General features: G+C 62.8%; 28 protein-coding genes. 23 read left to right on the forward strand and 5 right to left on the reverse strand.

The genetic code is table 11. From position 1 onward, the window contains the following. Positions 1-45 precede the first annotated feature (45 nt). The 4 genes from ACSQ3Z_RS30255 to ACSQ3Z_RS30270 all read left to right on the forward strand — a co-directional run bounded on the left by ACSQ3Z_RS30255 (position 46) and on the right by ACSQ3Z_RS30270 (position 4,140). Positions 46-375, forward strand: a complete 330-nt coding sequence (locus tag ACSQ3Z_RS30255; RefSeq protein WP_006205150.1) for a phasin family protein — start codon at positions 46-48, stop codon at positions 373-375. 237 nt (positions 376-612) lie between these two features. Beyond that, the gene (gene clpS / locus ACSQ3Z_RS30260) at positions 613-978 is read left to right on the forward strand and encodes an ATP-dependent Clp protease adapter ClpS (RefSeq protein WP_436174893.1); all 366 of its coding nucleotides are present in this window, start codon (positions 613-615) and stop codon (positions 976-978) included. 6 nt (positions 979-984) lie between these two features. Then, on the forward strand, positions 985-3,453 hold the full coding sequence (gene clpA, locus ACSQ3Z_RS30265) for an ATP-dependent Clp protease ATP-binding subunit ClpA (protein WP_436174894.1): 2,469 nt from the start codon (positions 985-987) through the stop codon (positions 3,451-3,453). A 51-nt stretch (positions 3,454-3,504) separates the two neighbouring features. Continuing rightward, the gene (locus ACSQ3Z_RS30270) at positions 3,505-4,140 is read left to right on the forward strand and encodes a chloramphenicol phosphotransferase CPT family protein (protein WP_436174895.1); all 636 of its coding nucleotides are present in this window, start codon (positions 3,505-3,507) and stop codon (positions 4,138-4,140) included. Positions 4,141-4,158: 18 nt separating this feature from the next. On the opposite strand, the gene ACSQ3Z_RS30275 is transcribed toward ACSQ3Z_RS30270, so the two are convergent. The 4 genes from ACSQ3Z_RS30275 to ACSQ3Z_RS30290 form a co-directional block, all read right to left on the reverse strand. Beyond that, a complete protein-coding gene (locus tag ACSQ3Z_RS30275) occupies positions 4,159-4,590 on the reverse strand; it encodes an HIT family protein (protein WP_436174896.1) in 432 nt (143 codons plus the stop codon). 79 nt (positions 4,591-4,669) lie between these two features. Further along, positions 4,670-5,884 carry a GNAT family N-acetyltransferase gene (locus ACSQ3Z_RS30280; RefSeq protein WP_436174897.1) on the reverse strand — a complete coding sequence of 405 codons (1,215 nt, stop codon included), beginning with the start codon at positions 5,882-5,884 and terminating at the stop codon, positions 4,670-4,672. A gap of 41 nt (positions 5,885-5,925) precedes the next feature. Beyond that, positions 5,926-6,654, reverse strand: a complete 729-nt coding sequence (locus ACSQ3Z_RS30285; protein WP_436174898.1) for a glycerophosphodiester phosphodiesterase — start codon at positions 6,652-6,654, stop codon at positions 5,926-5,928. A 13-nt stretch (positions 6,655-6,667) separates the two neighbouring features. Next, on the reverse strand, positions 6,668-7,132 hold the full coding sequence (locus ACSQ3Z_RS30290) for a RidA family protein (RefSeq protein WP_436174899.1): 465 nt from the start codon (positions 7,130-7,132) through the stop codon (positions 6,668-6,670). A gap of 138 nt (positions 7,133-7,270) precedes the next feature. Between ACSQ3Z_RS30290 and ACSQ3Z_RS30295 the strand changes: the two genes are divergently transcribed. The 6 genes from ACSQ3Z_RS30295 to tsf all read left to right on the forward strand — a co-directional run bounded on the left by ACSQ3Z_RS30295 (position 7,271) and on the right by tsf (position 12,442). Further along, a complete protein-coding gene (locus tag ACSQ3Z_RS30295) occupies positions 7,271-8,098 on the forward strand; it encodes a cell envelope integrity EipB family protein (protein ID WP_192178773.1) in 828 nt (275 codons plus the stop codon). Between the two features lie 97 nt (positions 8,099-8,195). After that, positions 8,196-9,494, forward strand: a complete 1,299-nt coding sequence (locus ACSQ3Z_RS30300) for a hypothetical protein (RefSeq protein ID WP_436174900.1) — start codon at positions 8,196-8,198, stop codon at positions 9,492-9,494. A gap of 60 nt (positions 9,495-9,554) precedes the next feature. After that, a complete protein-coding gene (locus ACSQ3Z_RS30305) occupies positions 9,555-9,833 on the forward strand; it encodes a DUF4031 domain-containing protein (RefSeq protein ID WP_436174901.1) in 279 nt (92 codons plus the stop codon). Beyond that, positions 9,830-10,441, forward strand: coding sequence for a LysE family translocator (locus ACSQ3Z_RS30310; RefSeq protein WP_436174902.1), 612 nt, complete (start codon positions 9,830-9,832; stop codon positions 10,439-10,441). Before ACSQ3Z_RS30305 ends, ACSQ3Z_RS30310 begins: the two co-directional genes overlap by 4 nt. A gap of 177 nt (positions 10,442-10,618) precedes the next feature. Continuing rightward, a complete protein-coding gene (gene rpsB / locus ACSQ3Z_RS30315; RefSeq protein ID WP_404276793.1) occupies positions 10,619-11,401 on the forward strand; it encodes a 30S ribosomal protein S2 in 783 nt (260 codons plus the stop codon). 117 nt (positions 11,402-11,518) lie between these two features. Beyond that, the gene (gene tsf, locus ACSQ3Z_RS30320) at positions 11,519-12,442 is read left to right on the forward strand and encodes a translation elongation factor Ts (protein WP_436174903.1); all 924 of its coding nucleotides are present in this window, start codon (positions 11,519-11,521) and stop codon (positions 12,440-12,442) included. Positions 12,443-12,463: 21 nt separating this feature from the next. Here tsf and ACSQ3Z_RS30325 read toward each other — a convergent pair whose 3' ends face one another. Continuing rightward, positions 12,464-13,390, reverse strand: coding sequence for a LysR family transcriptional regulator (locus ACSQ3Z_RS30325; protein ID WP_436174904.1), 927 nt, complete (start codon positions 13,388-13,390; stop codon positions 12,464-12,466). A gap of 114 nt (positions 13,391-13,504) precedes the next feature. Here ACSQ3Z_RS30325 and ACSQ3Z_RS30330 point away from each other — a divergent pair, with 114 nt between their 5' ends. The 13 genes from ACSQ3Z_RS30330 to lpxB all read left to right on the forward strand — a co-directional run bounded on the left by ACSQ3Z_RS30330 (position 13,505) and on the right by lpxB (position 26,641). Continuing rightward, complete coding sequence (locus ACSQ3Z_RS30330) at positions 13,505-14,032, forward strand: nuclear transport factor 2 family protein (RefSeq protein ID WP_436174905.1); 528 nt, start codon at positions 13,505-13,507, stop codon at positions 14,030-14,032. Positions 14,033-14,070: 38 nt separating this feature from the next. Further along, positions 14,071-15,180, forward strand: a complete 1,110-nt coding sequence (locus tag ACSQ3Z_RS30335) for an aldo/keto reductase (RefSeq protein ID WP_436174906.1) — start codon at positions 14,071-14,073, stop codon at positions 15,178-15,180. Between the two features lie 157 nt (positions 15,181-15,337). Continuing rightward, positions 15,338-16,060, forward strand: a complete 723-nt coding sequence (gene pyrH / locus ACSQ3Z_RS30340; RefSeq protein ID WP_436174907.1) for a UMP kinase — start codon at positions 15,338-15,340, stop codon at positions 16,058-16,060. Positions 16,061-16,154: 94 nt separating this feature from the next. After that, on the forward strand, positions 16,155-16,709 hold the full coding sequence (gene frr / locus ACSQ3Z_RS30345) for a ribosome recycling factor (protein ID WP_006205169.1): 555 nt from the start codon (positions 16,155-16,157) through the stop codon (positions 16,707-16,709). Positions 16,710-16,741: 32 nt separating this feature from the next. Continuing rightward, positions 16,742-17,461, forward strand: coding sequence for an isoprenyl transferase (locus ACSQ3Z_RS30350; RefSeq protein WP_436174908.1), 720 nt, complete (start codon positions 16,742-16,744; stop codon positions 17,459-17,461). A gap of 11 nt (positions 17,462-17,472) precedes the next feature. After that, entirely contained in the window at positions 17,473-18,288 is an 816-nt protein-coding gene (locus ACSQ3Z_RS30355; protein ID WP_436174909.1) for a phosphatidate cytidylyltransferase, read from the forward strand. A gap of 124 nt (positions 18,289-18,412) precedes the next feature. Then, positions 18,413-19,555: an RIP metalloprotease RseP gene (gene rseP, locus ACSQ3Z_RS30360; RefSeq protein WP_436174910.1), complete on the forward strand. Its 1,143-nt coding sequence runs from the start codon at positions 18,413-18,415 to the stop codon at positions 19,553-19,555. 218 nt (positions 19,556-19,773) lie between these two features. After that, positions 19,774-22,146 (forward strand): outer membrane protein assembly factor BamA, encoded by a 2,373-nt coding sequence (gene bamA, locus ACSQ3Z_RS30365; RefSeq protein ID WP_436174911.1) that lies wholly within the window; start codon positions 19,774-19,776, stop codon positions 22,144-22,146. A 78-nt stretch (positions 22,147-22,224) separates the two neighbouring features. Beyond that, positions 22,225-23,280 (forward strand): UDP-3-O-(3-hydroxymyristoyl)glucosamine N-acyltransferase, encoded by a 1,056-nt coding sequence (gene lpxD, locus ACSQ3Z_RS30370; RefSeq protein ID WP_436174912.1) that lies wholly within the window; start codon positions 22,225-22,227, stop codon positions 23,278-23,280. Further along, on the forward strand, positions 23,273-23,734 hold the full coding sequence (gene fabZ, locus ACSQ3Z_RS30375; RefSeq protein WP_120016200.1) for a 3-hydroxyacyl-ACP dehydratase FabZ: 462 nt from the start codon (positions 23,273-23,275) through the stop codon (positions 23,732-23,734). The genes lpxD and fabZ overlap by 8 nt, the downstream gene beginning before the upstream one ends. Positions 23,735-23,747: 13 nt before the next feature. After that, complete coding sequence (gene lpxA, locus ACSQ3Z_RS30380; RefSeq protein ID WP_436174913.1) at positions 23,748-24,581, forward strand: acyl-ACP--UDP-N-acetylglucosamine O-acyltransferase; 834 nt, start codon at positions 23,748-23,750, stop codon at positions 24,579-24,581. Next, positions 24,568-25,470 (forward strand): LpxI family protein, encoded by a 903-nt coding sequence (locus ACSQ3Z_RS30385; RefSeq protein ID WP_436174914.1) that lies wholly within the window; start codon positions 24,568-24,570, stop codon positions 25,468-25,470. Before lpxA ends, ACSQ3Z_RS30385 begins: the two co-directional genes overlap by 14 nt. After that, a complete protein-coding gene (gene lpxB, locus ACSQ3Z_RS30390; RefSeq protein ID WP_436174915.1) occupies positions 25,460-26,641 on the forward strand; it encodes a lipid-A-disaccharide synthase in 1,182 nt (393 codons plus the stop codon). The genes ACSQ3Z_RS30385 and lpxB overlap by 11 nt, the downstream gene beginning before the upstream one ends. Positions 26,642-26,669 lie beyond the last annotated feature (28 nt).

Raw genomic sequence — 26,669 nt, forward strand, 5'->3', positions numbered from 1 at the left:
GGGCGCCCGGGGCTAAAGGGCGTTTCAACCAAAGGGAAACGTGAAATGACCCAGACCTATGAGGACTTCAGCAAATACGGCAAAGAGTTTGCCGACACCGGATTGAAGAGCTTCGCTTCCCTCTCGAAGGGTGCGCAGGCGATCGCCACCGAGGCTGGCGAGTACACCAAGAAGAGCTTCGAAGCCGGCAGCGCCGCGTTCGAGAAGCTGTTTTCGGCCAAGTCGCTGGACAAGGCGATCGAGATCCAGTCCGACTACGCCAAGCAGAGCTACGAGAGCTTCGTCGCCGAAGCCACCAAGATCGGTGACCTCTATGCGGAGCTCGCCAAGGAAGCTTACAAGCCGTTCGAATCGATCGTCGCCAAGGCGAAGTAATTTCGCCCGACGGCACTGAAAAACGGCCTGCGGGCCTGCAGGACAGACCCGGTCGCGGATGCGCGGCCGGGTTTTTTCATGCCCGGTTCAATTCCGGGGCTTTATGTCCTCACGATTTTCAAAATCGCTCAAGTTTGCCCACCTAGCCATATTGTCAGCTAACCAGAAGGGCTTAAAATCGTCCATCGAACACCTACATGTCGAACTCGCATGGGGATTCGAAAGAGGCAGGATTACGTGACGATCGGTTTGACTGCCACGGCAGGCGTGGTGCGGATGCAAAGTGACGATGACGGCAACGAGGCCGGTCGCGGCACTGCCGTCATCACGCGCACCAAAACCAAGACCAAGAAGCCCAGCCTTTATCGGGTCCTCATCCTCAACGACGACTACACGCCCATGGAGTTCGTGGTTCACGTCCTGGAGCGTTTTTTCCAGAAGGACCGCGAAGCCGCCACACGCATCATGCTTCATGTTCACAATCATGGAGTGGGCGAGTGCGGGGTCTATACATTCGAGGTGGCCGAGACCAAAGTGTCCCAGGTCATGGATTTTGCACGACAGAATCAGCATCCGCTGCAATGCGTGATGGAGAAGAAGTGAGGTAACATGCCGGCTTTCTCCCAAGGCCTGGAAAAGGCGCTTCACCAGGCGCTGACGCTCGCCAATGAGCGGCACCATGAATATGCAACGCTCGAACACCTGCTGCTCGCGCTGATCGACGACACCGAGGCGGCCGCCGTCATGCGCGCCTGCAACGTCGATCTCGACGAGCTGAAGCACACCGTTCTCACCTATATCGACACCGAGCTCGACAACCTCGTCACCGGCTACGACGAAGACTCCAAGCCGACCGCCGGTTTCCAGCGTGTCATCCAGCGCGCCGTCATCCACGTGCAGTCGTCCGGCCGCGAGGAAGTATCCGGCGCCAACGTGCTCGTCGCCATCTTCGCCGAGCGCGAGAGCCACGCTGCCTATTTCCTGCAGGAACAGCAGATGACCCGCTACGACGCGGTCAACTACATCTCGCACGGTATCGCCAAGCGCCCGGGCGCCTCGGAGAGCCGCACCCCGCGCGGCGCCGATGACGAGCAGGGCGGCCCGAACGGCGCCGAGCCGCAGGAGGAGAACGGCAAGAAGAAGCAGCAGCAGGACGCGCTCACCGCCTACTGCATCAACCTCAACAACAAGGCCAAGGCCGGCAAGATCGACCCGCTGATCGGCCGCGAGAGCGAGATCAACCGCACCATCCAGGTGCTGTGCCGCCGCTCCAAGAACAACCCGCTCTATGTCGGCGATCCCGGCGTCGGCAAGACGGCGATCGCCGAAGGCTTGGCCAAGCGCATCGTCGAAGGCGACGTGCCGGAAGTGCTGCACAACGCCACCATCTTCGCGCTCGACATGGGCACGCTGCTCGCTGGCACGCGCTATCGCGGCGATTTCGAGGAGCGGCTGAAGCAGGTCGTCAAGGAGCTCGAGGATTATCCTGGCGCCGTGCTGTTCATCGACGAGATCCACACCGTGATCGGGGCAGGGGCGACGTCGGGCGGCGCCATGGATGCGTCGAACCTTCTGAAGCCGGCGCTGTCGACCGGCGCCATCCGCTGCATCGGCTCGACCACCTACAAGGAGTTCCGCCAGTTCTTCGAGAAGGACCGCGCGCTGGTGCGGCGCTTCCAGAAGATCGACGTCAACGAGCCGACCATCGAGGACGCCATCGAGATCATGAAGGGCCTCAAGCCCTATTTCGAGGAGTTCCACAAGGTCCGCTACACGAGCGAGGCGATCAAGGCCTCGGTCGAGCTGTCGGCGCGCTACATCAACGACCGCAAGCTGCCGGACAAGGCGATCGACGTCATCGACGAGACCGGCGCCTCGCAGATGCTGGTGCCGGAGGCCAAGCGCAAGAAGACCATCGGCATCAAGGAGATCGAAGCGACGGTCGCCACCATGGCGCGCATCCCGCCGAAGACGGTTTCGGCCGACGACGAGAAGGTGCTGCAAGGCCTCGACATCGAGCTGAAGCGCGTCGTCTACGGCCAGGACACCGCCATCACCGCGCTGACCTCGGCGATCAAGCTGGCGCGTGCCGGCCTGCGCGAACCGGAAAAGCCGATCGGCTCTTATCTGTTCTCGGGTCCGACCGGCGTCGGCAAGACCGAAGTCGCCAAGCAGCTTGCCGCTTCGCTCGGCGTCGAGCTGATCCGCTTCGACATGTCGGAATATATGGAACGCCACACCGTCTCGCGGCTGATCGGCGCGCCTCCCGGCTATGTCGGCTTCGACCAGGGCGGCCTGTTGACCGATGGCGTCGACCAGCATCCGCACTGCGTGCTGCTGCTCGACGAGGTCGAGAAGGCGCATCCGGACCTGTTCAACATCCTGTTGCAGGTCATGGACCACGGCAAGCTGACCGACCATAACGGCAAGCAGATCGACTTCCGCAATGTCATCCTGATCATGACTACCAATGCGGGCGCATCCGATGCGCAGCGCGCGGCGATCGGTTTCGGTTCGACCAAGCGCGAAGGCGATGATGTCGAGGCGATCAACCGCCTGTTCACGCCGGAGTTCCGCAACCGTCTCGATGCGATCATCCCGTTCGGCTCGCTGCCGGTCCCGGTCATCCATCAGGTGGTGCAGAAGTTCGTCATGCAGCTGGAAGCCCAGCTTTCCGAGCGTGGCGTTACCTTCGACCTGTCGCCGGACGCGATCGCCTGGCTGGCCGACAAGGGCTATGACGAGCGCATGGGCGCGCGTCCGCTCGGCCGCGTCATCCAGGAGCACATCAAGAAGCCGCTGGCCGATGAAGTGTTGTTCGGCAAGCTGAAGAAGGGTGGCACGGTGCGCGTCACCGTCGAGAAGAAGGAAACCGGCGAGACCGGCCTGAAGCTCGAATCGCTGGCCGACGAGGCGCCGGTGAAGCCGAAGAAGGAAGAGCCGGACGAGGCGCCGAAGGCACGCAAGGCCGTGGCGAAGAAATCCACCGCGAAGAAGGTGGTGGCGCAGAAGCCGGAGCCGAAGGGCAAGGACGGCGGCAAGCGCAGCCTGGTGCCGCAACTGCCGCGCAAGGGCTGACAAGCCCTGAAGTCAAATAGTAAAAAAGCCCCGGAAACGGGGCTTTTTTCGTTGGTAGGAGGATGCCGCGTGGAAATCGGGAAAATCATCGTTCTGAACGGCGCGCCGCGATCGGGAAAGTCGAGCATTGTCCAGGTCATCCAGGAGACGTTCGACGGCGCCTGGATGAATCTGGGCGTCGACGTTTACGCACGGATCACCCCGCCAAGCTATCGTCCTGGCATCGGCCTGCGTCCCGGCGGAGAGCGTCCTGATCTCGAAATGTACCTACCCCAATTCTACGCCGCGCTCTATGAATCGATTGCCGCCCACAGTCGGTCGGGGCTGAATGTCGTCGCCGATGTCGGTCATCACGACGCCTATTCGAAGCAGTTCGACATCCTTGCCGATTGCGCCCGGCGGCTCGCCGGCCTGCCGGCGCTTTTCGTCGGTGTTCGGTGCCCGATTGAGGTGATCCTTGAAAGGCGCGCGCGGACGTCCGCGGAGGGCTATGTGACGGCATCGCGTGACGATCCGGCACCGCTGCCGGTCCAGCTCTGGCAGGAGGCGGTCCACAAGCCAGGCCTCTACGATCTGGAGGTCGATACCTCGCAGCTCAGTCCGGCGCAGTGCGCACAGGCAATCCTGCAACAGCTGGGCACGCAGCCGACCGCCTTTCAGAAATTGGCGCAATCGCTGGTTGGCTGAACTTCGGTTGCGGCCGGATCAGGTCCCGAGCGCGGCCCGTATCTTGCCAGCGTTCTCCACCAGCAGCTCCGGCTTTTCCATCTGTCCCGTATGCGGCTTCAAGGGGATGCCATCGAAGCGCGGAATGACGTGCACATGCAGGTGGTAGACGCTCTGTCCCGATGCCGGTTCGTTGAACTGCAGGATGGTGACGCCGTCGGCGGCGAAGGCTTTTTTGACGGCCCGCGCAACTTTCTGCACAACCGCAAAGAGCGGACCGAATGTCGCCGGATCGGCGTCGAGCAAATTGCGCGACGGCGCCTTCGGCACCACCAGCGTATGGCCGGTCCCTTGCGGCATCACATCCATGAAGGCGACAACCGCGTCATCTTCATAGACGCGATGCGACGGGATTTCGCCGCGCAGGATCTTCGCAAAGATGTTGCCGGGATCGTAGGTGGCTTCAGCCATGGCGTGCCCTCCAGATAATTGTCCAGCCCGTTTAGCGAAGCCGCTATCGCGCGGCAAGGCGACGCCGACCAGGCCCCAGCTATTCCGCCAGATCCTTGCGGAATGGCGTGTGGTCTTCGAGATATTCGCCCATGCGCTCGACTTCGCGGCGTTCCCGCCTGAGATAGTCGGCCACCGCGTTGCGCAGGCCGGGGTGCGCGATGTAGTGCGCCGAATGCATGGTCACCGGACGATAGCCGCGCGCCAGCTTGTGTTCGCCTTGCGCGCCGGCCTCGACCACCTTCAGCTTGCGCGCGATGGCGAAGTCGATCGCCTGGTGGTAGCAGACCTCGAAATGCAGGAACGGGTGGTGCTCGATGCAGCCCCAGTTGCGCCCATAGAGCGCGTCGGAGCCGATGAAGTTGATGGCGCCGGCAATGTAGCGTCCATTGCGCTTGGCCATCACCAGCAGGATGTCGTCGGCCATCCGCTCGCCGATCAGCGAGAAGAATTCGCGGTTGAGATACGGTCGGCCCCACTTCCGGCTGCCGGTATCCGTGTAGAAGGCGAAAAAATCGTCCCAGGCCTTTTCGGTCAGGTCCTTGCCGGTCAGCCAGTCGATCGAGATGCCGTCGGCAAGCGCCTCGCGCCGCTCCTTCTTCATCGCCTTGCGCTTGCGCGAGGCGAGCGTGGCGAGAAAGTCGTCGTAGTTCGAAAAGCCTTCGTTGAAGAAATGGAACTGCTGGTCGGTGCGATGCAGGAAACCTGCTGCCTCCAGTGTCGCGACATCGCTCTCGCCGGCGAAGGTGACATGGGCCGAGGACACGCCGAGCTTGTCGGTCACCATCTTGAGACCAGCGGCAAGGCCGGCCTTCACCGTTCCGGCGTCCTCGCCCTTGTTGACCAGCAGGCGAGGGCCGGTGACCGGCGTGAACGGCACAGCACTGTGCAGCTTGGGGTAATAGCGCCCACCGGCGCGCTCGAAAGCATCCGACCAGCCGTGGTCGAAGACATATTCGCCCTGGCTGTGCGATTTCAGATAGCAGGGTACGGCACCAATCAGCCTGCCTTGCGCATTCTCCAGCCTGAGGTGATTTCCCTGCCAGCCGGTACGCCGCACGGCGCAGCCGGAATCCTCCAGTGCACTCAGAAAAGCGTATGAAACGAGAGGGTTGTAGCCGTTTTCTGCATCGCCGCGCGTGGTGCCTGCAAAGCCGTTCCATTCATCGCAGGTGAAGGCGCCGATGCCGGCGGCGACACGGATCGAAAACTCCGCATTCGCCGTTTGCCCATCGCCTTCGTCACCCTGATCCATGAGGCTTATTTAAGCTCCCTATGGGGCCGTGCAAGCCTGGATCACGCCACCTTTACGAGATCGGGTTCAAAACCTTCGAAAGTCATCTGGTCGGCGTATCTGAAGGTGAGGTCCACCGCCGGCTGGTCATGCACGGTCCAGGTGATCACCGGCATTTTCAGCCGCTCGCGCACGAAGCTGACGAACGGGTTCGGCAGGTCGCCTGCGGCATAGGAGGTGAAGGCGATGTCATGCGCCAGCATCGAGAAATGCGCTTCGATCAGCTGGTTGTCCTTGCCATAGGCTGTCAGTCCGCCGGGGATGCCGGCCGCGTGTTTCGGAAAGTCGCGGATCAGCCAGTGGTCGAACGACATGATCGCAGCCTTGCCCCTGTAGCGCCTGAGCATCTTGCCGACGCTCTCCACCAGGCCATGGTCGTGACCGGGAACGCCCTTCAGTTCGACGACCAGCGGCACACGGCCGTCGACCAGATCGAGCGCCTGCTGCAGCGTCGGTACGTGGTCCGACGTGCCGCCGACCTTGAGCGTCGTCAGTTCGGCGGCCGTGCGCTGCCAGACGAAACCGTCCTGGCCGGTCAGCCGCTTGAGGTCGCCGTCATGGATAATGACGGGGATTCGGTCCGACGACAGGTGGACGTCGCATTCGATCGCATAGCCGCGTTCGGCTGCGGCGGCGAAGGCCGACAGCGTGTTTTCCCAACGCGTCTTGTTCATGTCGTGGAAACCGCGATGGGCGACAGGGCGCGCCGTCAGCCAGGAAAGATCGGTCATGATTGAGCCTGCTCTATTCGACTTCGAAGATCGCTTCGATTTCCACTGCGGCATTGAGCGGCAGCGAGGCGGTGCCGACGGCGGAACGGGCATGCTTGCCGCGCTCGCCGAGCACCGCGACCAAAAAGTCGGAAGCGCCGTTGGCGACCAGATGCTGCTCGACGAAATCTGGCGCCGATGCAACGAAGACGGTGATCTTCACCACGCGGCGGATTTTCTCGAGATCGCCGAGTGCCGCCTTGGCCTGCGCCAAAATGTTGATCGCGCAGTATTTTGCACCCTCCTTGCCGGCCGTTATGTCGACATCGCGGCCAAGCAGGCCGCTCGCCTGCAGCTTGCCGTCCTTGAGCGGCAACTGCCCGGCGGTGAACAGCATGTTGCCGGTTCGGCAATAGGGCACATAGTTGGCGGCGGGCGCGGCGGCGACGGGAATCGTCACGCCGAGATCGCTTAGCCGCTTTTCGATTGTTTCACTCATCGTATTTCCCTATTGCTTGAAGACGCCGCGCGGGCCGGGCCGAAATTGCTATTTTTGCCTCGCTTCCGCCATGACTTTTTTTAAGCTGGACCATCTTTCCCTGCGGCCTGCCATCAGCCGCGACGATCGGAGCACCATATGCGCGCAACGCGCCTTGCCTTCCACGCCGTCCTGCTGCCAACGCTCTTCTCGATGGCTCCAGCCTTTGCCGTGCCGGCTTTGCAGGCGCATCGGGCCGTCTATGATCTCACCTTGAGCAAGGCCTCCGATCGCTCGGGAATCACCGGCATTTCCGGCCGCATGGTGTATGAGTTCAACGGCTCGCCATGCGAGGGCTATACGGTCAAGTTCCGCTTCGTCACCCAGATCGTCACCAACGACAACACCAGGCTGACCGACCAGCAGACGACCACCTTCGAGGATGCCGAGGGCAAGACCTTCTCCTTCGTCACCAAATCCTTCGTCGACCAAAACCTCGACAAGGAGGTCAAGGGCACCGCGACGAAGGAGGCCAAGGGCCTCAAGGTCGATATCGACAAGCCCGAGAAGAACAGCCTGGAGCTTGCCGCCACCCAGTTCCCGACCCAGCATCTGGTCGAGCTGATCGGCAAGGCGGAAAAGGGCGAAAATTTCTATGAAACCAATCTCTTCGACGGCTCGGAAGACGCCAACAAGGTGATGACCACCACCGTCATCGTCGGCAAGAAGGCCGACGGCGACAAGGCCGATCCGGAAGCGCCGGCGCTGGCCAAGCTCGCCGGCGACAAATACTGGCCGGTCGACATCGCCTATTTCGACGACACCGACAAGACCGGCGAGGAGGTGCCGGAATACCGGATCAGCTTCAAGCTGCACGAGAACGGCATCACCCGCGACCTCACCATGGACTATGGAGAGTTCTCGATGACCGGCAAGCTGGTCAACCTGTCGCTGTTCGACCAATCGAAGCCCTGTCCGGCGAAATAGCCCCAGCCTGCTTGGGTTAACCACGACGCGGCGATCGACTTGAACGCGCCGCAATCAGGTTCCAGCTTTCCCTTGAGGCATATCGGGGGAGTTCAGCTTGAGCAGAATCGACGTGTTCGTGGCGCCGCGGCCCAATCCGGCGCTGATCAGGGTCATGACGGTGTTCAACCGGATCGTCATGCTGCGCGGCGTGCCGGGGTTTCGCGATCTCTTGCCCTTCAACCGGCTGGCCGGATTGCGCGGTGTCGCCAATGTCCGCCATATCGATTTTCCAGACGCTGACCGGGATCGGCTGAAAGCCTGCTGTGGCGCCGGCAAGGCGACGTTCATCACCCCAAACCATCCCGAATTCTTCACCGACTGGATGATCGACAAGGAGATCGTCTCGCAGGTCAGCCCGCTCGCCGCGTCCTGGGCCACGCATGGCGTCGTCAACGGCCTCGGCCGGTTGATGCAGAAATTCTGGCTGGCCAACAATCTGATCGCCCAGATCCCCGGCAACAGCCAGGCCGCCAAGGAACACTCGGTCGGCTGGGCGCTGCAAGGGCACGGCGTGCTCCTGCATCCGGAAGGCAGCGTCGGCTGGCACGGCAATGTCGTCGCGCCGCTGCTTCCGGGTGCCGTCGAGATGGGTCTCGAGGCGCTGAAGCGTGGCCGCGCCACGGCTGCCGATTTCAAGGTCTGGGTCGCGCCGGTGGTCTGGAAGCTCGCCTTCACTGGGAATGTCGAGCCGGCGCTCGCAAAGGAATGCACCTATGTCGAGCGCAGGCTGGGGATCGACCGCCGCTCCGCCGATACGCTGCCGGAGCGTGTTCACCATATCTATTCGACACTGTTGTCGCGCGACGTGGCCGCCTCGGGCATGGTGTCCGACCGGCGGCTCCCATACGACATACTGCAAAAGGCATTGCTGGTCGAACTGCGCCACCGGCTCGGCGAGGTCATTTCGGCCGGCACCGCCATCAGCGACATCGCCGAGCTGCTGCGCCTGTCACGCCGTTGGTTGCGCGAAAACGCCGGCGACGCCGAGAGATCGAAAAAGATCCGCGCGCTTACCGAGACGATCCAGCGCCTACAGCGGGTCGGGCCTTGGGCGTCAGTCAGTCCGACGGTCACACAGGAGGAGATCGCCGAGCATCTGAAGCGCATCCGCAACGACTATTGCAAGGGCGGACTGCGCGATACGCTCAACCGCTTCATTCCGCAGCCGGCCGGACCGCGCCGTGCCCATATCCGCGTGCCGGAACCACTGGGCTTGCACGCCTTTGAAGGCTCGGTCGACGAGGCGCTCGACGAATTGCGGTCGCGCATGCAGGAAGCGATCAGCGACATCGTGGCCGGTCTCGAAGCAAGCGGCGGCTTCATTTCCTATCCGAATCCCTTCTATCATCGCTGAGGTTGGACGCCGGGCTGATCGCATGGCTGCCAGAGAGAAATCGGGAGTGCGGCAAGCCTCATGGCGGTCTATGTCGATGCAGCAATCTGGAAATGGGCCGGCCACCGCTGGTGCCATCTGATGGCCGACGATACCGATGAATTGCATCGCTTTGCGGCCGCGCTCGGCGTCAAGCGTTCATCCTATCAGGGACCACCCAGGACATCGGCGCCGCATTATGACATAACCGGCTTCGAGCGCGACCGCGCGGTGCGGCTCGGCGCCATCGAATGCAGCCGCGAGGAGATCGTTGCGATCTTCCGGCGGGTGCGAGTGCCGAACGGGAAGAGACGGCGATGACATTGACGGCATTTCTGGCTTACTGCGCCGCGATCACACTTGCGGCTGCCACGCCCGGTCCGGCGATGTTTGCGGTCATCACCAGCGGCGTCTCGCGCGGCTTCGTTCGCGCTTTCATGGCCGGTATCGGCATCGCCGCCGGCGACGCGGTGCTGGTGATCCTGGCACTGCTCGGCCTGGTGGCACTGGCGCAGACCTTCGAATGGGTGTTTCTCGCCCTGAAATATGCAGGCGCCGCCTATCTGGTGTTTCTTGGCATCAGGATGTGGCGGTCGGCAGCCGTGCAATCCGATGGGCCGACTGCGACGCAGCCAAGGCTGTCGCGATCGTTTTTCCTCGGTGCTTCCATCGCTTTGGGCAATCCCAAGGCGATCCTGTTCCATGCCTCCATCATGCCGCTGATCCTCGACCTCGATACGATGACCTTCGCCGACGGATTGCTGGTGATCGCCGTCGTGATCAGCGTCAACATCCTTACCATGGGCGTCTATGCAGCATTGGCCGGCAGGGCTTCCGGCTGGTTCAGGACGCCGGGCCGTATGCGCCTGATGAACAGGTTTGCCGGCAGCGCCATGATCGGCACCGGTGCGCTGATCGCCGCACGCTGAGCCATAAGTCGGCGCAGCGCTTGCGTTTGTCGCGCATCCCCTCTATATGCGCGCTCATTCCACACACGGACTTTGGTGTCTGCCCGGGAGAAATCCGGCTGAAACCTCCGGTGGCGTTCAAGGACCTCGGTCCGGAAATGCCTGTGTCCGTGGAGGCTAACCGGAAAGGAACTAAGAATGGCTCTGCCTGATTTCAGCATGCGCCAGCTTTTGGAAGCTGGCATTCACTTCGGCCACCAGACCCACCGCTGGAACCCGAAGATGGCGCCTTACATCTACGGCGCCCGCAACAACATCCACATCATCGACCTGTCGCAGACGGTGCCTTTGCTGCACCAGGCGCTGAAGCAGGTGTCAGACACCGTCGCCAAGGGCGGCCGCGTGCTGTTCGTCGGCACCAAGCGCCAGGCATCCGACATCGTTGCCGATGCAGCGCAGCGTTCAGCGCAGTACTACGTCAATTCGCGTTGGCTCGGCGGCATGCTGACCAACTGGAAGACGATCTCGAATTCCATCCAGCGCCTGCGCAAGCTCGATGAGCTGCTGGCCGGCGAGGCCCAGGGCCTCACCAAGAAGGAGCGCCTCAACCTCGACCGCGAGCGCGAGAAGCTCGACAAGGCGCTGGGCGGCATCAAGGACATGGGCTCGACCCCGGACCTGATGTTCGTCATCGACACCAACAAGGAAGCGATCGCCATTCTCGAGGCCAAGCGCCTGGGCATTCCGGTCGTCGCCATCATCGATTCGAACTGCGATCCGGACAAGATCGACTTCCCGATCCCCGGCAATGACGACGCCGCCCGCGCCATCCAGCTCTACTGCGACCTGATCGCCAAGGCTGCGATCGACGGCATCGCTCGCCAGCAGGGCGCGCTCGGCGTCGACATTGGCGCCTCGGTCGAGGCTCCTGTCGAGCCGGCGCTCGATCCGACCCCGGCCGCCGAGAGCCCGGAAGCCTAATAGCGAAGGCCGGTTCCGGCCTTCATCTTTCCAATATGTTGGCGCGTTAAGCGCTGGTGTCGGGCGCATCATCGGGAATCGATGGTGCGTCGGCGCATTTGAAACAAAGAGGCGACAATGAGCATTTCGGCTGCACAGGTCAAAGAACTCCGCGACTTGACCGGCGCGGGCATGATGGACTGCAAGGCGGCGTTGAACGAGACCAACGGCAACATGGAAGAGGCCATCGACTGGCTGCGCAAGAAGGGCATTTCCAAGGCCGACAAGAAGGCCGGCCGCACCGCCGCCGAAGGCCTGATCGGCGTCGATTCCGGCGTCCGCGAGGCAGCCATCGTTGAAGTCAATTCCGAGACCGACTTCGTCGCCCGCAACGAGCAGTTCCAGGAGCTGGTTCGCAACATCGCCAAGGTCGCGCTCGCCTATGGCGGCAAGACCGAAGTGGTCGCTGCGGCGAAATATCCGGGCTCGGACAAGTCGGTCACCGACACCATCAAGGACGCGATCGGCACCATTGGCGAGAACATCAGCTTCCGTCGCTCGGCCAAGCTTGCCGTCGAGCACGGTGCTGTGGCGACTTACGTCCACAACGCGGTTGCCGATGGCCTCGGCAAGCTCGGCGTGCTGGTTGCCATCGAGACCACCGGCAACGAGCAGGCGGCCAACGCCTTTGCCCGCCAGGTCGCCATGCATGTCGCCGCCACAAACCCGATGGCGCTGACAGCCGAGCAGATCGATCCGGCGGCGGTCGAGCGTGAGAAGGCGATCTTCTCCGACCAGGCGCGCCAGTCCGGCAAGCCGGAAGCGATCATCGAGAAGATGGTCGAGGGTCGCTTGCGCAAGTTTTACGAAGAGGTCGTTCTCCTGAAGCAGGCCTTCGTGCTCAATCCCGACATTACCGTCGAGAAGGCGCTGAAGGATGCCGAGAAGGAGATCGGCGCGCCGGCCAAGATCACGGCCTATTTGCGCTTCGCGCTCGGCGAAGGCATTGAGAAGGAAGAGACCGATTTCGCGGCGGAAGTCGCTGCGGCGGTCAAGAAATAGCTCTGAAAAGAGCTCCCCTGCTCAGGCAGCACGGCCGGGCGTCCGCGAGGATGCCCGGCCGATTTCTTGTGCGGTGTCGATGAAGGCCCTGAGCTTCGGGGCCATCGACGCCCGGCGCGGGAAATAGAGGAACAGGCCGGGTTCCTCGATCGCCGATTGCGGCAGGATCTGCACGAGGCTGCCGGCGGCGATGTGCACGCGCACCAGCGGCTCGAAAACATAGGCAATGCCGATTCCGGCCAGCGCGAGATCGATCGCGGCGAGTGAATCCGTGACGATTGCCGTGCCGCGCGTTTCCACGGACACGTCCTTGCCGTCCTCCGTCAGATCCCAGCGATAGAGCGCGCCGCTGCGGACAAGCCGGTAGCCGATGCAATTGTGGTTCGCGAGATCGACCACATCGCGCGGACGACCGTGCCGCCCGATATAGGCGGGAGAGGCAACCATGACGGCGCTGAACGGCTGCGTAAGCCGGACCGTGACCATGTCCTGCGCGATCATCTCGCCGAGCCTGATGCCGGCGTCGAACCCTTCTCCGACGATATCGACGAGCCCCTGGTCGGCGACTATTTCGACCGTCACGTCCGGATAGCGCTCCGCCATCATTGCTGACACAGGCGTCACCGCCAGGGGGATCGCTATGTTGGAGGCGTTGATCCTGAGCTGGCCTGCCGGGCGCCCCTTGCTGCCACGGATACGATCCATCCTCTCGGCGATGTCCTGCAACGCAGGGGCGGCCGTCTCGACCAACGCCTTGCCGGCCTCGGTCAGTGAGACGCTGCGCGTCGTACGCGCAAACAGCGGTTGACCGATCCGCTCCTCGACGAGACGCACCGCATGGCTGACCGCCGAGGGGCTCATGCCGAGTTCGGCCGCGGCAAGCGCGAAGCCGCCGCGCCGGGCAACGGCGACGACGACTGGCAGATGGCTGAGCAGGTCTCGGTCCATTCATGAACAATATCGCATAGTCCTTGCGAACAATGCAATCTTCTCGATGCCAACGCGCCGGCCCATATTGCTCTCAACACATCGGCGGCGGGCTGGTGCACAAGGAGATGAGACATGAACGCGTTGAGAAACGTCACCTTCGCAGCAGGCATTGCGCTGGCGCCAGTCGATGCCGGTGGCGCCGAATCATCCGAGTGGCGGGTGCTCGCCGGCGAGCGCGCCGTCATCAGCATCGCCGACGCCATCGATCGCGCCGTCGACGCGCAGGACTGGCAACTCGCCCGCAGCTATTTCGCAGAGCGCGTCACGGTCGATTTCAGCAGCCTGAGCGGACAGCCTCCGGCAACCATTGCCTCGGACGACCTGATCGGGACCTGGGCGGCGAACCTGAGGGGCAGCAAGACAAGCCTGCACCTGCGCACCAACCACCAGGTCGCCATCGATGGCAACGGCGCCACGGTGTCGTCAAACGGCTACGCCTGGAACCGGATGGAAGGCAATGGCGACCCGCTCTGGGAAGTCTGGGGCACCTACGAACACCACCTGACCCGTTCGGATGACGGCTGGAAAGTGGATCGCTTCGCATTCCGGATGACGCATGAGCGCGGCAACCCGTGGGTCAAAGCCACCCCTGGCCACTGACCGGCGGCATCAATCTTGATCTCGATCGGAGCGACACCATGACGATGACTTACTACAATCTCGGAAACAGCGGCCTCCGGGTGAGCCGCATGGCATTGGGCACCATGACTTTCGGCACCGAATGGGGGTGGGGAGCGGACAGGGAAACTGCCCGTGCCATGTTCGACACCTATGTCGAGGCGGGTGGCAATTTCTTCGATACCGCCGACCTTTACACCGGTGGCACCAGCGAGACCTGGCTCGGCGAATTCGTGGCCGATCGCGGACTGCGCGACAAGGCCGTGATCGCCACCAAGTTCACCATGAACACGGAGCCCGGCAATCCGAACGCCGGCGGCAACGGGCGCAAGAACATCATGCGCGCGGTGGAGGCTTCGCTCAGGCGGCTGGGCACGGACTATATCGACCTCTATCTCCTGCATGTCTGGGACAAGCTGACGCCGGCCGAAGAGGTCATGCGCACGCTGGACGACCTCGTGCGTGCCGGCAAGGTGCGCCATGTCGGCCTGTCCGACGTACCGGCATGGTATGCGGGCCGGGCGCAGGTGATCGCCGAATTGCGCGGCTACGAGCCGGTTTCGGCCCTGCAGCTTGAATATTCGCTCGCCGAGCGCACGATCGAGCACGAATTCGTACCCTTCGGCACGCGTCACGGCGCCGGTATCATGGTCTGGAGTCCGCTGGCCAGCGGCCTGCTCAGCGGCAAGTACCGACCGACCCAGGCCGGAAATGCCGGGCGGCTCGATGGTTTTCGCAACACCACCCATCCGGGGTTCCAGAAATTCACGGAGCGCAACTGGAAGATCGTGACCGAGCTCGAAAAGGTCGCCGCCGAACTCGGCCGCAGCATGCCCCAGGTCGCGCTCAACTGGGTGGCGACGCAGCCGGGCATCGCCTCTGTCATCCTCGGAGCCACGAAGCTGGCACAGCTGCAGGACAATCTCGGGGCGCTGGACTTCTCGATCCCCGCCGACCTTCGCGAGAGGCTGGATTCGGTCAGCAGATCACCGGCGCCATTTCCCTATTCGTATTTCGGTTCCGAGATACAGGCCCGGGTTACCGGCGGTGCCTCGACCGGCGACAAGCCTGTCGGCTATGCCCCGCCAGTACTCATCGAAGGTGAGGCCGTCAGCGTCACCAGCAGCTGACCGACCGCGACCAAAACAGCCGGGAATTGCGAAAGGGCGCCGCGTGACATCGCGGCGCCCTTCGTGTATCGGAACTCGGCATCGCGCCGGTGTTAGGAGCGCGGCGCCTGCGCGGCCTGCCCCCCAGGCGCATCACACGCAAAATGACGAGGACCAGATGACGGTGAAGCCCCTCTACCGACGTGTCTTGTTGAAAGCGTCGGGCGAAGCACTGATGGGCGAACAGCATTTCGGCATCGACGTCTCGGTTGTCGACCGCATTGCCGCCGACATCGCGGAGGCCCGTGCGCTGGGCATCGAGGTGGGAGTGGTCATCGGCGGCGGCAACATCTTTCGCGGCGTCGCGGTTGCCTCCAAGGGCGGCGACCGCGTCACCGGCGACCACATGGGCATGCTCGCCACCGTCATCAACTCGCTGGCGCTGCGCACCTCGCTGAACAAGATTGGCGTCGACGCGGTGGTTCTGTCCGCCATCGCCATGCCCGAGCTCTGTGAGAGCTTCTCGCAACGCCAGGCGACCGCCTACATGAACCAGGGCAAGGTCGTGATCTTTGCCGGCGGCACCGGCAATCCGTTCTTCACCACCGATTCGGCCGCTGCCCTTCGCGCCGCCGAAATCGGCGCCGATGCGCTGTTCAAGGGCACCCAGGTCGACGGCGTCTACTCGGCCGACCCCAAGAAAGACCCGAACGCGACGCGCTTCGAGCGCATCAGCCACGCCGAAGTCATCAACAAAGGCCTTTCGATCATGGATACGGCCGCGATTGCACTTGCGCGGGAAAACAACATTCCGATAATCGTCTATTCGATCCATGAGAAGGGTGGTTTTGGCGATATTCTGAGGGGCGGCGGCCGTTGTACGGTCGTTGCGGACGATTGATCCGGAGCTGTTTCGAAAACCAGGGCACCGGTTTTTTTCGAAACAAGGCTCGAACACAAGCAGTGAACCCGGCTAACGGGTCGAGGAGATAAAGATGAGTGGTGAGTTCGACGACCTCAAGCGGCGCATGGATGGGGCGATTGCCGCATTCCGGCATGATCTCGCTTCGTTGCGCACCGGCCGCGCCTCCAGCAACCTGCTAGACGCCATCCAGGTCCAGGCCTATGGCACCGCCATGCCGATCAACCAGGTGGCGAACGTGTCGGTGCCGGAGCCGCGCATGATTTCGGTTTCTGTCTGGGACAAGGCAATGGTCGGCGCGGTCGATCGCGCCATCCGCGAATCCAATCTCGGCTTCAACCCGATCGTCGACGGCACCAATCTGAGGATACCGCTGCCCGAACTCAACGAGCAGCGCCGCAAGGAGTTGGTCAAGATCTCGCATGGCTATGCCGAGAACGCCCGTGTCGCCGTGCGCCATGTCCGCCGCGACGGGATGGATTTCTTGAAGAAAGCGGAAAAGGACGGCGACATCAGCGAGGACGATCATCGCAAGCGCTCCGATCAGGTCCAGAAGCTGACCGACGAGATGATCAGCACCATCGACCACCTGCTTTCCGATAAGGAAGCTGAAATCATGCAGGTTTAGGGTCGGTCCTGCACCGGCTCGAAAGCGAGACAATGGCAACGCCCGCGCATGTCGCGATCATCATGGACGGAAACGGACGCTGGGCCAAGGCGCGCGGCATGCCGCGGCTTGCCGGCCATCGCGCCGGTGTCGAGGCGCTGCGCAAGACGGTGCGTGCCGCTCCCGGCCTCGGCATCTCGTTTCTGACCGTCTACGCCTTCTCGTCGGAAAACTGGTCGCGGCCGAAATCCGAAGTCAGTGACCTGATGGGCCTTTTGAAGCTGTTCATCCGCCGCGACCTCGCCGAACTGCACCAGAATGGCGTGCGGGTGCGAATCGTCGGCGACAGGGCAGGGCTGCAGCCCGATATCAGGGGATTGCTCCAGGAAGCCGAAACGCTGACCGCGGGCAATGAAGCGCTGACGCTGGTCATCGCCTTCAATTACGGCGGACGCGACGAGATCGTTCGCGCGGCGCGCAAACTCGCCGCCGCCGCCGCGCGCGGCGAAATCGATAGCGAGGCGATCACGGCCGACATGTTTGCCGGTTCCCTCGACACCGAAGGCATCCCCGATCCGGAGCTGGTCATCCGTACCAGCGGCGAGCTGCGGCTGTCGAACTTCCTTCTGTGGCAGGCTGCCTATAGCGAACTGGTCTTCCTGCCTTGCTACTGGCCAGACTTCAGCCGCGAACACCTAGCCGACGCTTTGCGCGATTTCGCCAGCCGCGAACGCCGTTTTGGCGGCCTTGCCGCCCAAGACGTGGCTTCGTGACCGGCGGGCAAATGAGCAACCTCCAGCTGCGGGTCGTCTCGGCCTTGGTGCTGGCAGTCATCACCCTTGGCCTGACCTGGTTCGGCGGATTGCCGTTCCGTTTGCTTTGTGCGGCGATCGCGGCCGCCATCTTCTATGAATGGTCACGCATGTCGCGGCCATCCGCCGGCGCGGGCCTCGGCTTTCTGCCCGAAGCGCTGCTTCTGGTTTTCGTCGGAGCGCTGATCGCGGGCCTGCCGGCATCCTGGCTGCTAGCCCTTGTCGCCGCTCTGGTTGTGGTCACGGCGCTCGGCGCTCAAATGCGCGGAGCAGCGCAATGGGATGCGGCCGGCATTGGCTACGCGGCGCTTTCCGGCCTGTCGCTGGCATTGCTGCGCGATGGCGACCGTTCCGGCCTGGTCGCGATCCTGTTCCTGTTCGCGGTGGTCTGGGCAACCGACATCTTTGCCTACTTCGTTGGCCGCGCCGTAGGTGGGCCGAAACTGGCGCCGTCGATTTCGCCGGGCAAGACGCAGAGCGGAGCGCTAGGCGGTGCGATCGGCGGCGTAATCGCCGGCCTGCTTCTGGCGACCGCCGCAGGTGCCGGCAATCTCGGTATGCTAAGCGTTGTTGCACTGGCTTTGTCGGTCATCTCCCAGGCCGGCGATCTTTTCGAGTCCTGGGTCAAGCGCCGCCACGGTGCCAAGGATTCCGGTACGCTGATCCCAGGCCATGGCGGTGTCATGGACAGGGTGGACGGGCTTGTCGCGGCGGCTATCGCCCTGTACGTCATCGGCTGGATTTCGGCGAGCGCCGACCATCCGGCACAGGGGCTGTTTCCGGCTTGAACGACACGACTGCATGGCGAAGAACGGGCTTGCATGCCAAAGAACCGGCTGCGCCACGGATTCGCCTGGATTGATGTCACAGTCACGGCGCGACCTGCGCCGCGGGCGAATTTGAGGGCATGACTTGAACGAGATATTTCACGCGGTCTTCAGCACCGACGGCTTTGTCCTCGGCACGCTGGTGCCTTTCCTGTTCGTGCTGACCGTGGTCGTCTTCGTCCATGAAATGGGCCATTACCTGATCGGCCGCTGGTGCGGAATTGGCGTGAAAGCCTTTTCGATCGGCTTCGGACCCGAACTCTTCGGCTTCAACGACAGCCATGGCACGCGCTGGAAACTCAGCGCCATACCGCTTGGCGGCTATGTCAAATTCGTCGGCGACATGAACGCCACATCGAGCCAGCCCAGCGCCGAGGACATGGAAACGCTGAGCGATGCCGAACGCGAGGTCGCTTTCCACACCCAGCCGATCTGGAAACGCGCGGCGACGGTGGTGGCCGGGCCGCTGTTCAATTTCCTGCTGACGATAGCCGTCTTTGCAGTGCTGTTTTCGGTCTATGGCCGGCCCGTGCTCGAGCCGACAGTGGCCGAAGTCAGGGCCGACAGTCCGGCGGCCAGGGCCGGCATCCAGCCCGGCGACCGATTCGTCAGCGTCGACGGCAGCGAGATCGAGACCTTCGCCGACGTCCAGCGCCTGGTCTCCGGGCGTGCCGGCGACGCCATCACCTTCACCATGCTGCGCGACGGCAAGGAGGTGACCGTCACCGCGACGCCGGAGCTGATGGAGCAGGAGGATGCTCTGGGCAACAAGGTCAAGGTTGCCGTGATCGGCGTCGCCAACAACACCGAACTCGGCCAGCCGCGGCTGATCACATACAGCCCCGTCGGCGCGGTGGGAGCGGCTGTCGAGGAGACCGGCCACGTCATTCAGCGCACCGGCCAGTTCCTGCAACGCTTCGTTGCCGGCCGCGAGGACAAATGCCAGCTGGGCGGCCCGATCAAGATCGCCAAAATGTCCGGCCAGGCGGCAAAACTTGGCTTCGAGTGGCTGGTGCAGCTTGTGGCATTCCTGTCAGTCGGGATAGGAATTCTGAACCTTCTGCCGATTCCCCCCCTCGACGGCGGCCATCTCTTGTTCTACGGCGTGGAGGCTGTCATCCGGCGGCCGGTCTCGGAATGGATGATGGAGATGGCCTATCGGGTCGGGCTGATTCTGGTTCTGGGCTTTATGGGTTTCGTATTCTGGAATGATCTGTTTGGGTGCTGAAATCATGAAGGAATTTGACTTCGGCACCGCCAATGTTGAGACGCCGTTTACCATGCACGGGGATATGCGTGACGCGAAAGCCACGCATCAGGGTTAAGTAAATACAAATTAACCAGAAGCCTTGCGTGTAGGGAAAATCCGGTTAATACGGTATGGGAAATTTACCGCACGTCCGGTTTTCTCGCCGTGGGGACTTCGAGAAAAGGTACAAAAGCCCGATGAAGGCAGCATCCAAGTTTCTGAGCGCCGCGTCCGCGGTGGCCTTGTCCGCCGCTCTGGTTGTGCCAGGCGCGCTCGCAGTGCAGTTCGTTGCCACATCAGCTGCCGAGGCGGCCGTTGTCTCGAGAATCGACGTTTCGGGCAACCAACGCGTCGACGCCGACACCATCCGCAATTACATCCAGATCAAGCCCGGCAAGGCCTTTTCCAGCTCCGATATCGACGATGCGGTCAAGGCGCTGTTCGGCACCGGACTGTTCTCGGACGTCCAGATCAATCAGGTCGGCTCCTCCCTGGTCGTCAAGGTTTCCGAATATCAGGTCGTGAACCAGGTCCTGTTCCAGGGCAACAAGAAGCTCAAGGACAACGCCCTTGCGGCCGCGGTCCAGCTGAAGCCGCGCGGAACGTTCTCGCAGGCCACGCTTGATTCCGATGTCGAGGCGGTGAAGGCTGCCTATCGCCGGATCGGCCGCGACGATGCCGCCGTGACCACGCAGATCATGAATCTCGGCGACAACCGCGTGAACGTGGTCTTCAACATCAATGAAGGCGGCCGTACGCAGATCGCCTCGATCAATTTCGTCGGCAACAGCGCCTATTCGAGCCGCCGGCTTTCGGACGTCATCGCCACGAGGCGCTCGTCCTGGCTCTCGTTCGTGCTGCGTGACGACGTCTATGACGAGGACAAGCTGCGCGCCGATCAGGAGCTGCTGCGCCGCTTCTATTACAATCACGGCTATGCCGACTTCCAGGTCGTCTCCGCGGTCGGTGAGCTTGACGACACCACCAACAAGTACACGGTCACCATCACCGTGCAGGAAGGTGACCGCTACACTTTCGGCGATGTCAGCGTCGAGAGCACGATCCCCGAGGTCGACAGCAAGTCGCTGGAATCAGTGGTCCAGACCCACAAGGGCGACGTCTACAACGCCGAGGACGTCGAGGACTCGATCATCGCGCTGACCGAGAGGGTCGCCGGTTCCGGCTATGCCTTCGCCCAGGTGACACCGCGCGGCGACCGCAACTTCGAGAACCACACCATCTCGGTCGTCTACACGATCGATCAGGGCACCAAGGCCTATGTCGAGCGCATCGAGATTCGCGGCAACGATCGGACGCGTGACTATGTCATTCGCCGCGAATTCGACGTCAGTGAAGGCGACGCCTTCAACCAGGTTCTGATCCAGCGCGCGAAGAAGCGCCTGGAAGCGTTGAATTATTTTGAGAAAGTCGACATCTCGACCGTGCCCGGCTCGCAGCCCGACCAGGTCGTGCTGGTGGTCGACGTGGTCGAGAAGTCGACCGGTGAGTTTTCGATCGGCGCCGGCTATTCGACCGGCGGCGAAACGGCAGGTCCGTCCATCGAGGGCTCGATCACCGAGCGCAACTTCCTCGGCCGCGGCCAGTTCATCAAGCTCTCGGCGGGAGGCGGCAAGAATTCGCGCGACTACAGCCTCTCCTTCACCGAGCCTTATTTCCTCGGGCGCCGTATCGCTGCCGGCTTCGACATCTACCAGCAGACGCGCAACTACGACAATTATGACAGCGAGACGTTGGGGGCGACCGTTCGTTTCGGCCTGCCGATCACCGACGACATCTCGACACAGCTGGCGTATAATATTTCCCAGGAAAAGTACAAGTTCGACAACGGTTGTAACCCTCCCCCTGGCGGAAGCTGCGATGTCTCCCTGGCGATCATAAACGGCGTTGCAGAGAGCCCGTGGCTCAAGTCATCGGTCAGCCTGGGGCTGCTCTACAACACCATCGACGACATGAAGAACCCGCACGAAGGCTTCTACGCCAACGTCAACACGGAATTCGCCGGCCTCGGCGGCGACGCCAAGTGGGTCAAGCTCACGGGCCGCGCCAGCGCCTACCAGACGCTGTCGGAGCAACTGGATCTTGTCGGGCTCCTGTCGGTCGGGGGAGGGCATATCGAAGGCTACGGTTCCGGCGATTTGCGCGTCTTCGATTATTTCCAGAGCAACGATCGCATGATCCGCGGCTTCGCCTATGGCGGTATCGGTCCCATCGATGCCCAAGGCGCTGGCGACCATCTTGGCGGCGACACCTATTTCAACGCCTCGGCTGAAACCCAGTTCCCGCTTCCGGTTGTTCCGGAGAGCTTCGGCTTGCGTGGCGCGGTCTTCGCCGATGCGGCGACGCTCTATGGCAACAAGCTTCCTCCAATCGGTGGGGTGGAGCAAGTCAACCAGTCGTCAGTCGGCATGCAATGGCGCGCCTCGGTCGGCGTCGGCCTGATGTGGGCGTCGCCTTTCGGTCCGATCCGCATCGACTACGCGATTCCGGTCAAGAAGGAAGAGACCGACGACGTGCAGGAATTCAACTTCGGCATATCGACCCGCTTCTGATCCGCGGGTGACGTTGCTTCCGGGCCGGTTGCGGTCCGGGAGAGAGTGATCCGACCCTAGCTGGATATTGCTTCTGGAATGACCGACCCGGTGTTCTTCGCGCCCTCACGCCGGTATACGGCCGGCGAAGTCGCGAATCTGACCGGCGCGCAGCTTGTCGATTCCGGCCAATCGCTTATTTCGATCGAGGCATTGGCGCCGGCCAATGAAGGCGGTCAGGACGCGCTCGTCTTTGTCGACGGCAAGCGCAATTTCGCGCTGATGCAGTCGTTGAAGGCCGCGGCTGTTCTTTGTCCGGCCGAATTCGCCGGCAAAGCTCCCGCGGGCATCGCCGTTCTGGTTCACCCGCGCCCGCAACAGGCTTTTGCGCTGGTCGGGCGTCTTCTGTTTCCGCAGGCTGCGACGCCGGGACCGATGACCGGCGAAACCGGTATCTCGCCACATGCCCACATCGATCCATCGGCGCATGTCGAGACCGGCGCCATCGTCGAGGCCGGCGCGGTCATTGGCCCCCGCGTGTCGGTCGGCGGTGGCACCGTCATTGCCCCGCATGCGGTCATCGGCCACTCCTGCCAGATCGGCCGCGACGGCTATATCGGCCCGGGCACCAGCGTTCAGTATGCGCTGATCGGCAACCGCGTCATCATCCATGGCGGCGCCAGGATCGGTCAGGATGGCTTCGGCTTCGTAGGCGGCGCCAAGGGTCCGGAGCGCGTGCCGCAGATCGGTCGCGTCATCATCCAGGACGATGTCGAGATCGGCTCGAACACCACGGTCGATCGCGGCGCCATGTCCGACACCATCATCGGCCAGGGCACCAAGATCGACAATCTGGTTCAGATCGCCCATAACGTCCGCATCGGTCGCAATTGCATTATTGCCGGTCTTTCGGGTATTTCCGGTTCCGTCGTGGTGGGCGACAACGTCACCATGGGCGGCGGCGTTGGGCTTGCCGATCATTTGACCATAGGAACAGGGGCCAAGCTTGCGGCGAGAAGTGGATTCATGAGCAACGTCCCGGCAGGCGAGATCTGGGGAGGCTATCCGGCGCAGCCGATGGCGGAAGCCATGCGCGAGATCGCCATGCTGCGCAAGCTCGCCAGAACGCGCAAACAGGGCGATGGGAATGGCTGACATGGTGGCGACGCTCGAGGCGGTCGACATATTGGGGCTGATGAAGCTCCTGCCGCATCGCTATCCGTTCCTGATGATCGACCGCATCGTCGATATCGACGGCGACGAGTCCGCCGTCGGCATCAAGAACGTGACCATAAACGAGCCGCATTTCCAGGGCCATTTCCCGGACCAACCGGTGATGCCGGGTGTGCTGATCGTCGAGGCCATGGCGCAAACCGCCGGTGCCATCTGCATCCGCAGCCTCGCCACCGAGAAACCGTCGCTGGTCTATTTCCTGACCATCGACAACGCCAAATTCCGCAAGCCGGTCGTCCCGGGCGACCAGCTGAGGATTCACGTCAAGAAAATCAAGAAACGCGGCAACCTGCTCAAATTCGCTTGTGAAGCTCTGGTGGACGGCGCAAAGGCCGCTGAAGCCGAGATCTCGGCGATGATGGTCACAAGCGTCTGACAATCGAATGCTCATGAAAATCCAGACTTCAATCCATCCTTCCTCGGTCGTCGAAGAGGGCGCTCAAATCGGCGAGGGTGTCCGTGTTGGACCTTTCTGCCATATCGGCGCCGACGCGGTGATCGGCGACCGCGTCGAGCTTGTCAGCCACGTTTCGGTGATGGGCGCGACCACCATCGGTGCCGCGACCAAGGTCTATCCGATGGCGATCCTGGGCGCACCGCCGCAGAACACCAAGCACAAGGGTGGCCGCACCACCCTGGTCATCGGTAAGAACTGCACGATCCGCGAAGGCGTCACCATGCATCTCGGCACCGATTCCAGCCGTGGCGAAACAACCGTGGGCGACAACGGCAATTTCCTTGCCTACGCGCATATCGCCCATGATTGCGTCGTCGGCAGGAACGCCACCTTCGCCAACGGGGCGACGCTGGGCGGCCACTGCGAGATCGGCGACAATGTCTATATCGGCGGTCTGACCGCTGTTCACCAATTTGTCCGCGTCGGCGACAACGCTTTTCTCGCCGGCTGCTCGGCCGTCGTCGGCGATGTCATCCCCTTCGCGATTGCCGTCGGCAATCGCGCCAGCCTGCGCGGGCTCAACATCATCGGCCTGAAGCGCTCCGGCCTGCCGCGCGCCGAAATCCATATGCTGCGCAAGGCTTACAGGACGATCTTCGACCGCTCCCGGACTGTTGGCGAGAATATCGAATTTGCCAAGGCGGAATTCGCCTCGTCGCCGACGGCCATGAAAATCATCGATTTCATCGCCAGTCGCGGCAAGCGGCACTATGCCGTCCCGTCGCTCAAAGGTGGCGACGGCGACGACGCCGATGACGAAGGCTGAGACCGCCGTAACCGCGCTTGATCTTCCGCCGGGCGCCAGGGTCGGCATCATTGCCGGCGGCGGCAGCCTGCCGGTCGAAGTCGCGGCCAGCCTCGCAAAACAAGGGCATTCGCCCGTCATCATCGCGGCTGAGGGCGAGGTAGACCGCAAGCCGGACCTCGCCGCCTACGAAACCGAGCAGCTTGCGCTCGAAGATTTCGGCTCGCTGGTCCCGCTGCTCAGGCGCAAACGGATTAGCCATCTTGTGCTGGCCGGCGAGATCAGGCGCAGGCCTAAATTGACCGGCATGCGGCCAAGCCTTGGCCTGCTGGCCGCCGTGCCTACGGTGTTAATGGGGCTGGCGCGTGGCGATGATGGCTTGCTAAGGATCTTGACGCGCTTTCTGGAAAAGCGGGGCATCAAGGTCGTCGGAGCACATGAGATCGTGCCTGAACTGCTTGCGGCCGAGGGCTCGCTGACCAAGGCAGAACCGCGGAAATCCGATTGGCGTGATATCGAAGCGGCCCGTGTGGCGGCAAAGGCCATCGGTGCGCTCGACATTGGCCAGGCCGCCGTCGCGATCGGCGGCCGGGTGATTGCGCTGGAAGGCATCGAGGGCACCAACGGGCTGCTCGAGCGGACGAGGCAACTACGTGACCATGGCCGGCTCGCCGGCAAGACGCGCGGTGTGCTGGTCAAATGCGCCAAGCCCGATCAGGAACTGCGAGCCGATCTTCCCTCCATCGGTCCGCTGACGGTCGAGGCGGCGCATGAAGCGGGACTTGCCGGCATCGCCGTCGAAGCCGGCCGTTCGCTCATTCTGGAAGGTCCTGTCACCATCGCACGCGCCAACGCGCTTGGTCTGTTTGTGGTCGGCCTGGCAGCGGCGGAGCCGGCTGATGGTCGCTGAGAAGCCGCTCAAGATCGCCATCGTCGCCGGCGAGGAATCCGGCGATCTGCTTGGCGCCGACATCGTTGCTGCACTCAAGCGGACGACCGGCCGCGAGATCAGGCTTGTCGGCATAGGCGGCCGTCATTTGCAGGCGCTCGGGTTGAAATCCCTGTTCGACGGCAGCGAGATCGCGCTGATGGGCTTCAGTGCCATCCTGCGCGACCTGCCGCGTCTGATCAGGCGCATCGGTCAGACGGCAAGCGCGATCGCCGCCGAAAAGCCCGACTGCCTCATCACCATCGACAGTCCGGATTTTTCGCTGCGCGTGGCTCGCAAGGTGCGCGCCGCCGATCCGAGCATTCCGATCGTCCACTATGTCTGCCCGAGCGTCTGGGCCTGGCGGCCGGGCAGGGCGGTGGCGATGAAGCCCTATGTCGACCACATCCTGTGCATCCTGCCTTTCGAGGTGAAGGCGCTGGCCCGTCTCGGCGGCCCGCCCGGCACCTATGTCGGCCACCGCCTGACGCAAGATCCGGGCGTGCTTGCTGCCGCCAGGGCACAAGGTCAGGCGCGCGACCTCTCGGAAGATCGCGTGAAGACCCTGCTCGTGCTGCCCGGCTCCCGCCGTGGCGAAGTGCGGCGCCTGATCGACGCGTTCGGCAAGACGGTGTCGGTGCTGCACCAGCGCGGTCATCGCCTGCGCCTTCTGTTGCCCACCGTGCCGCATGTCGCTGATCTCGTCAGGACTTCGGTCGCAAGCTGGGACGAAAAGCCGGAAATCATCCTGGAGGCCGAGCGCAAGTGGCAGGCCTTCGGCAAGGCCGACGCGGCGCTGATCGCCTCGGGAACGGTGTCGCTCGAACTTGCGCTGTCAGGTGTCCCGATGGTGTCCTGCTACAGGCTCGATCCCATGGCGCGGCTCGTTATGCCGCATCTGATTTCCGTCTGGTCGGCGCTGCTGCCCAATCTGATTTCCGACCGCACGCTCGTGCCGGAGTTCTACGACCAGTATGTCCTGCCGGAAAACCTCGCCCGGCAACTGGAGGCACTGTTTAACGACACCGGCATGCGCGCCTGGCAGAAGGACGGTTTCGCCAAGATCGCGAAGCGTATGGCGACGGAGCGACCCTCCGGCGATATCGCGGCAGAGGTCGTGATGGGCTGTATCAAGAGAGCGAATAGTGAGTAGAAGGCAGTGAACGCCGATCCGCGCTCAC

Origin of the sequence: Mesorhizobium sp. LjNodule214 (genome assembly GCF_964252735.1) — a bacterium.
Lineage (GTDB): Bacteria > Pseudomonadota > Alphaproteobacteria > Rhizobiales > Rhizobiaceae > Mesorhizobium.

Bases quoted from the DNA above. Each gene is read 5' to 3' on its own strand.
- ACSQ3Z_RS30285 (WP_436174898.1), bottom strand. From the start codon at position 6,654: ATGACCGATCTTTCCTGGCTGACGGCGCGCCCTGTCGCCCATCGCGGT.
- ACSQ3Z_RS30385 (WP_436174914.1), top strand. From the start codon at position 24,568: ATGACGAAGGCTGAGACCGCCGTAACCGCGCTTGATCTTCCGCCGGGC.
- ACSQ3Z_RS30290 (WP_436174899.1), bottom strand. From the start codon at position 7,132: ATGAGTGAAACAATCGAAAAGCGGCTAAGCGATCTCGGCGTGACGATT.
- ACSQ3Z_RS30325 (WP_436174904.1), bottom strand. From the start codon at position 13,390: ATGGACCGAGACCTGCTCAGCCATCTGCCAGTCGTCGTCGCCGTTGCC.
- ACSQ3Z_RS30305 (WP_436174901.1), top strand. From the start codon at position 9,555: ATGGCGGTCTATGTCGATGCAGCAATCTGGAAATGGGCCGGCCACCGC.
- lpxD (WP_436174912.1), top strand. From the start codon at position 22,225: ATGACCGACCCGGTGTTCTTCGCGCCCTCACGCCGGTATACGGCCGGC.
- bamA (WP_436174911.1), top strand. From the start codon at position 19,774: ATGAAGGCAGCATCCAAGTTTCTGAGCGCCGCGTCCGCGGTGGCCTTG.
- frr (WP_006205169.1), top strand. From the start codon at position 16,155: ATGAGTGGTGAGTTCGACGACCTCAAGCGGCGCATGGATGGGGCGATT.
- lpxB (WP_436174915.1), top strand. From the start codon at position 25,460: ATGGTCGCTGAGAAGCCGCTCAAGATCGCCATCGTCGCCGGCGAGGAA.
- ACSQ3Z_RS30335 (WP_436174906.1), top strand. From the start codon at position 14,071: ATGACGATGACTTACTACAATCTCGGAAACAGCGGCCTCCGGGTGAGC.
- ACSQ3Z_RS30295 (WP_192178773.1), top strand. From the start codon at position 7,271: ATGCGCGCAACGCGCCTTGCCTTCCACGCCGTCCTGCTGCCAACGCTC.
- ACSQ3Z_RS30280 (WP_436174897.1), bottom strand. From the start codon at position 5,884: ATGGATCAGGGTGACGAAGGCGATGGGCAAACGGCGAATGCGGAGTTT.
- ACSQ3Z_RS30310 (WP_436174902.1), top strand. From the start codon at position 9,830: ATGACATTGACGGCATTTCTGGCTTACTGCGCCGCGATCACACTTGCG.
- ACSQ3Z_RS30255 (WP_006205150.1), top strand. From the start codon at position 46: ATGACCCAGACCTATGAGGACTTCAGCAAATACGGCAAAGAGTTTGCC.
- clpA (WP_436174894.1), top strand. From the start codon at position 985: ATGCCGGCTTTCTCCCAAGGCCTGGAAAAGGCGCTTCACCAGGCGCTG.
- tsf (WP_436174903.1), top strand. From the start codon at position 11,519: ATGAGCATTTCGGCTGCACAGGTCAAAGAACTCCGCGACTTGACCGGC.
- fabZ (WP_120016200.1), top strand. From the start codon at position 23,273: ATGGCTGACATGGTGGCGACGCTCGAGGCGGTCGACATATTGGGGCTG.
- pyrH (WP_436174907.1), top strand. From the start codon at position 15,338: ATGACGGTGAAGCCCCTCTACCGACGTGTCTTGTTGAAAGCGTCGGGC.
- ACSQ3Z_RS30350 (WP_436174908.1), top strand. From the start codon at position 16,742: ATGGCAACGCCCGCGCATGTCGCGATCATCATGGACGGAAACGGACGC.
- lpxA (WP_436174913.1), top strand. From the start codon at position 23,748: ATGAAAATCCAGACTTCAATCCATCCTTCCTCGGTCGTCGAAGAGGGC.
- ACSQ3Z_RS30330 (WP_436174905.1), top strand. From the start codon at position 13,505: ATGAACGCGTTGAGAAACGTCACCTTCGCAGCAGGCATTGCGCTGGCG.
- rpsB (WP_404276793.1), top strand. From the start codon at position 10,619: ATGGCTCTGCCTGATTTCAGCATGCGCCAGCTTTTGGAAGCTGGCATT.
- ACSQ3Z_RS30275 (WP_436174896.1), bottom strand. From the start codon at position 4,590: ATGGCTGAAGCCACCTACGATCCCGGCAACATCTTTGCGAAGATCCTG.
- ACSQ3Z_RS30355 (WP_436174909.1), top strand. From the start codon at position 17,473: ATGAGCAACCTCCAGCTGCGGGTCGTCTCGGCCTTGGTGCTGGCAGTC.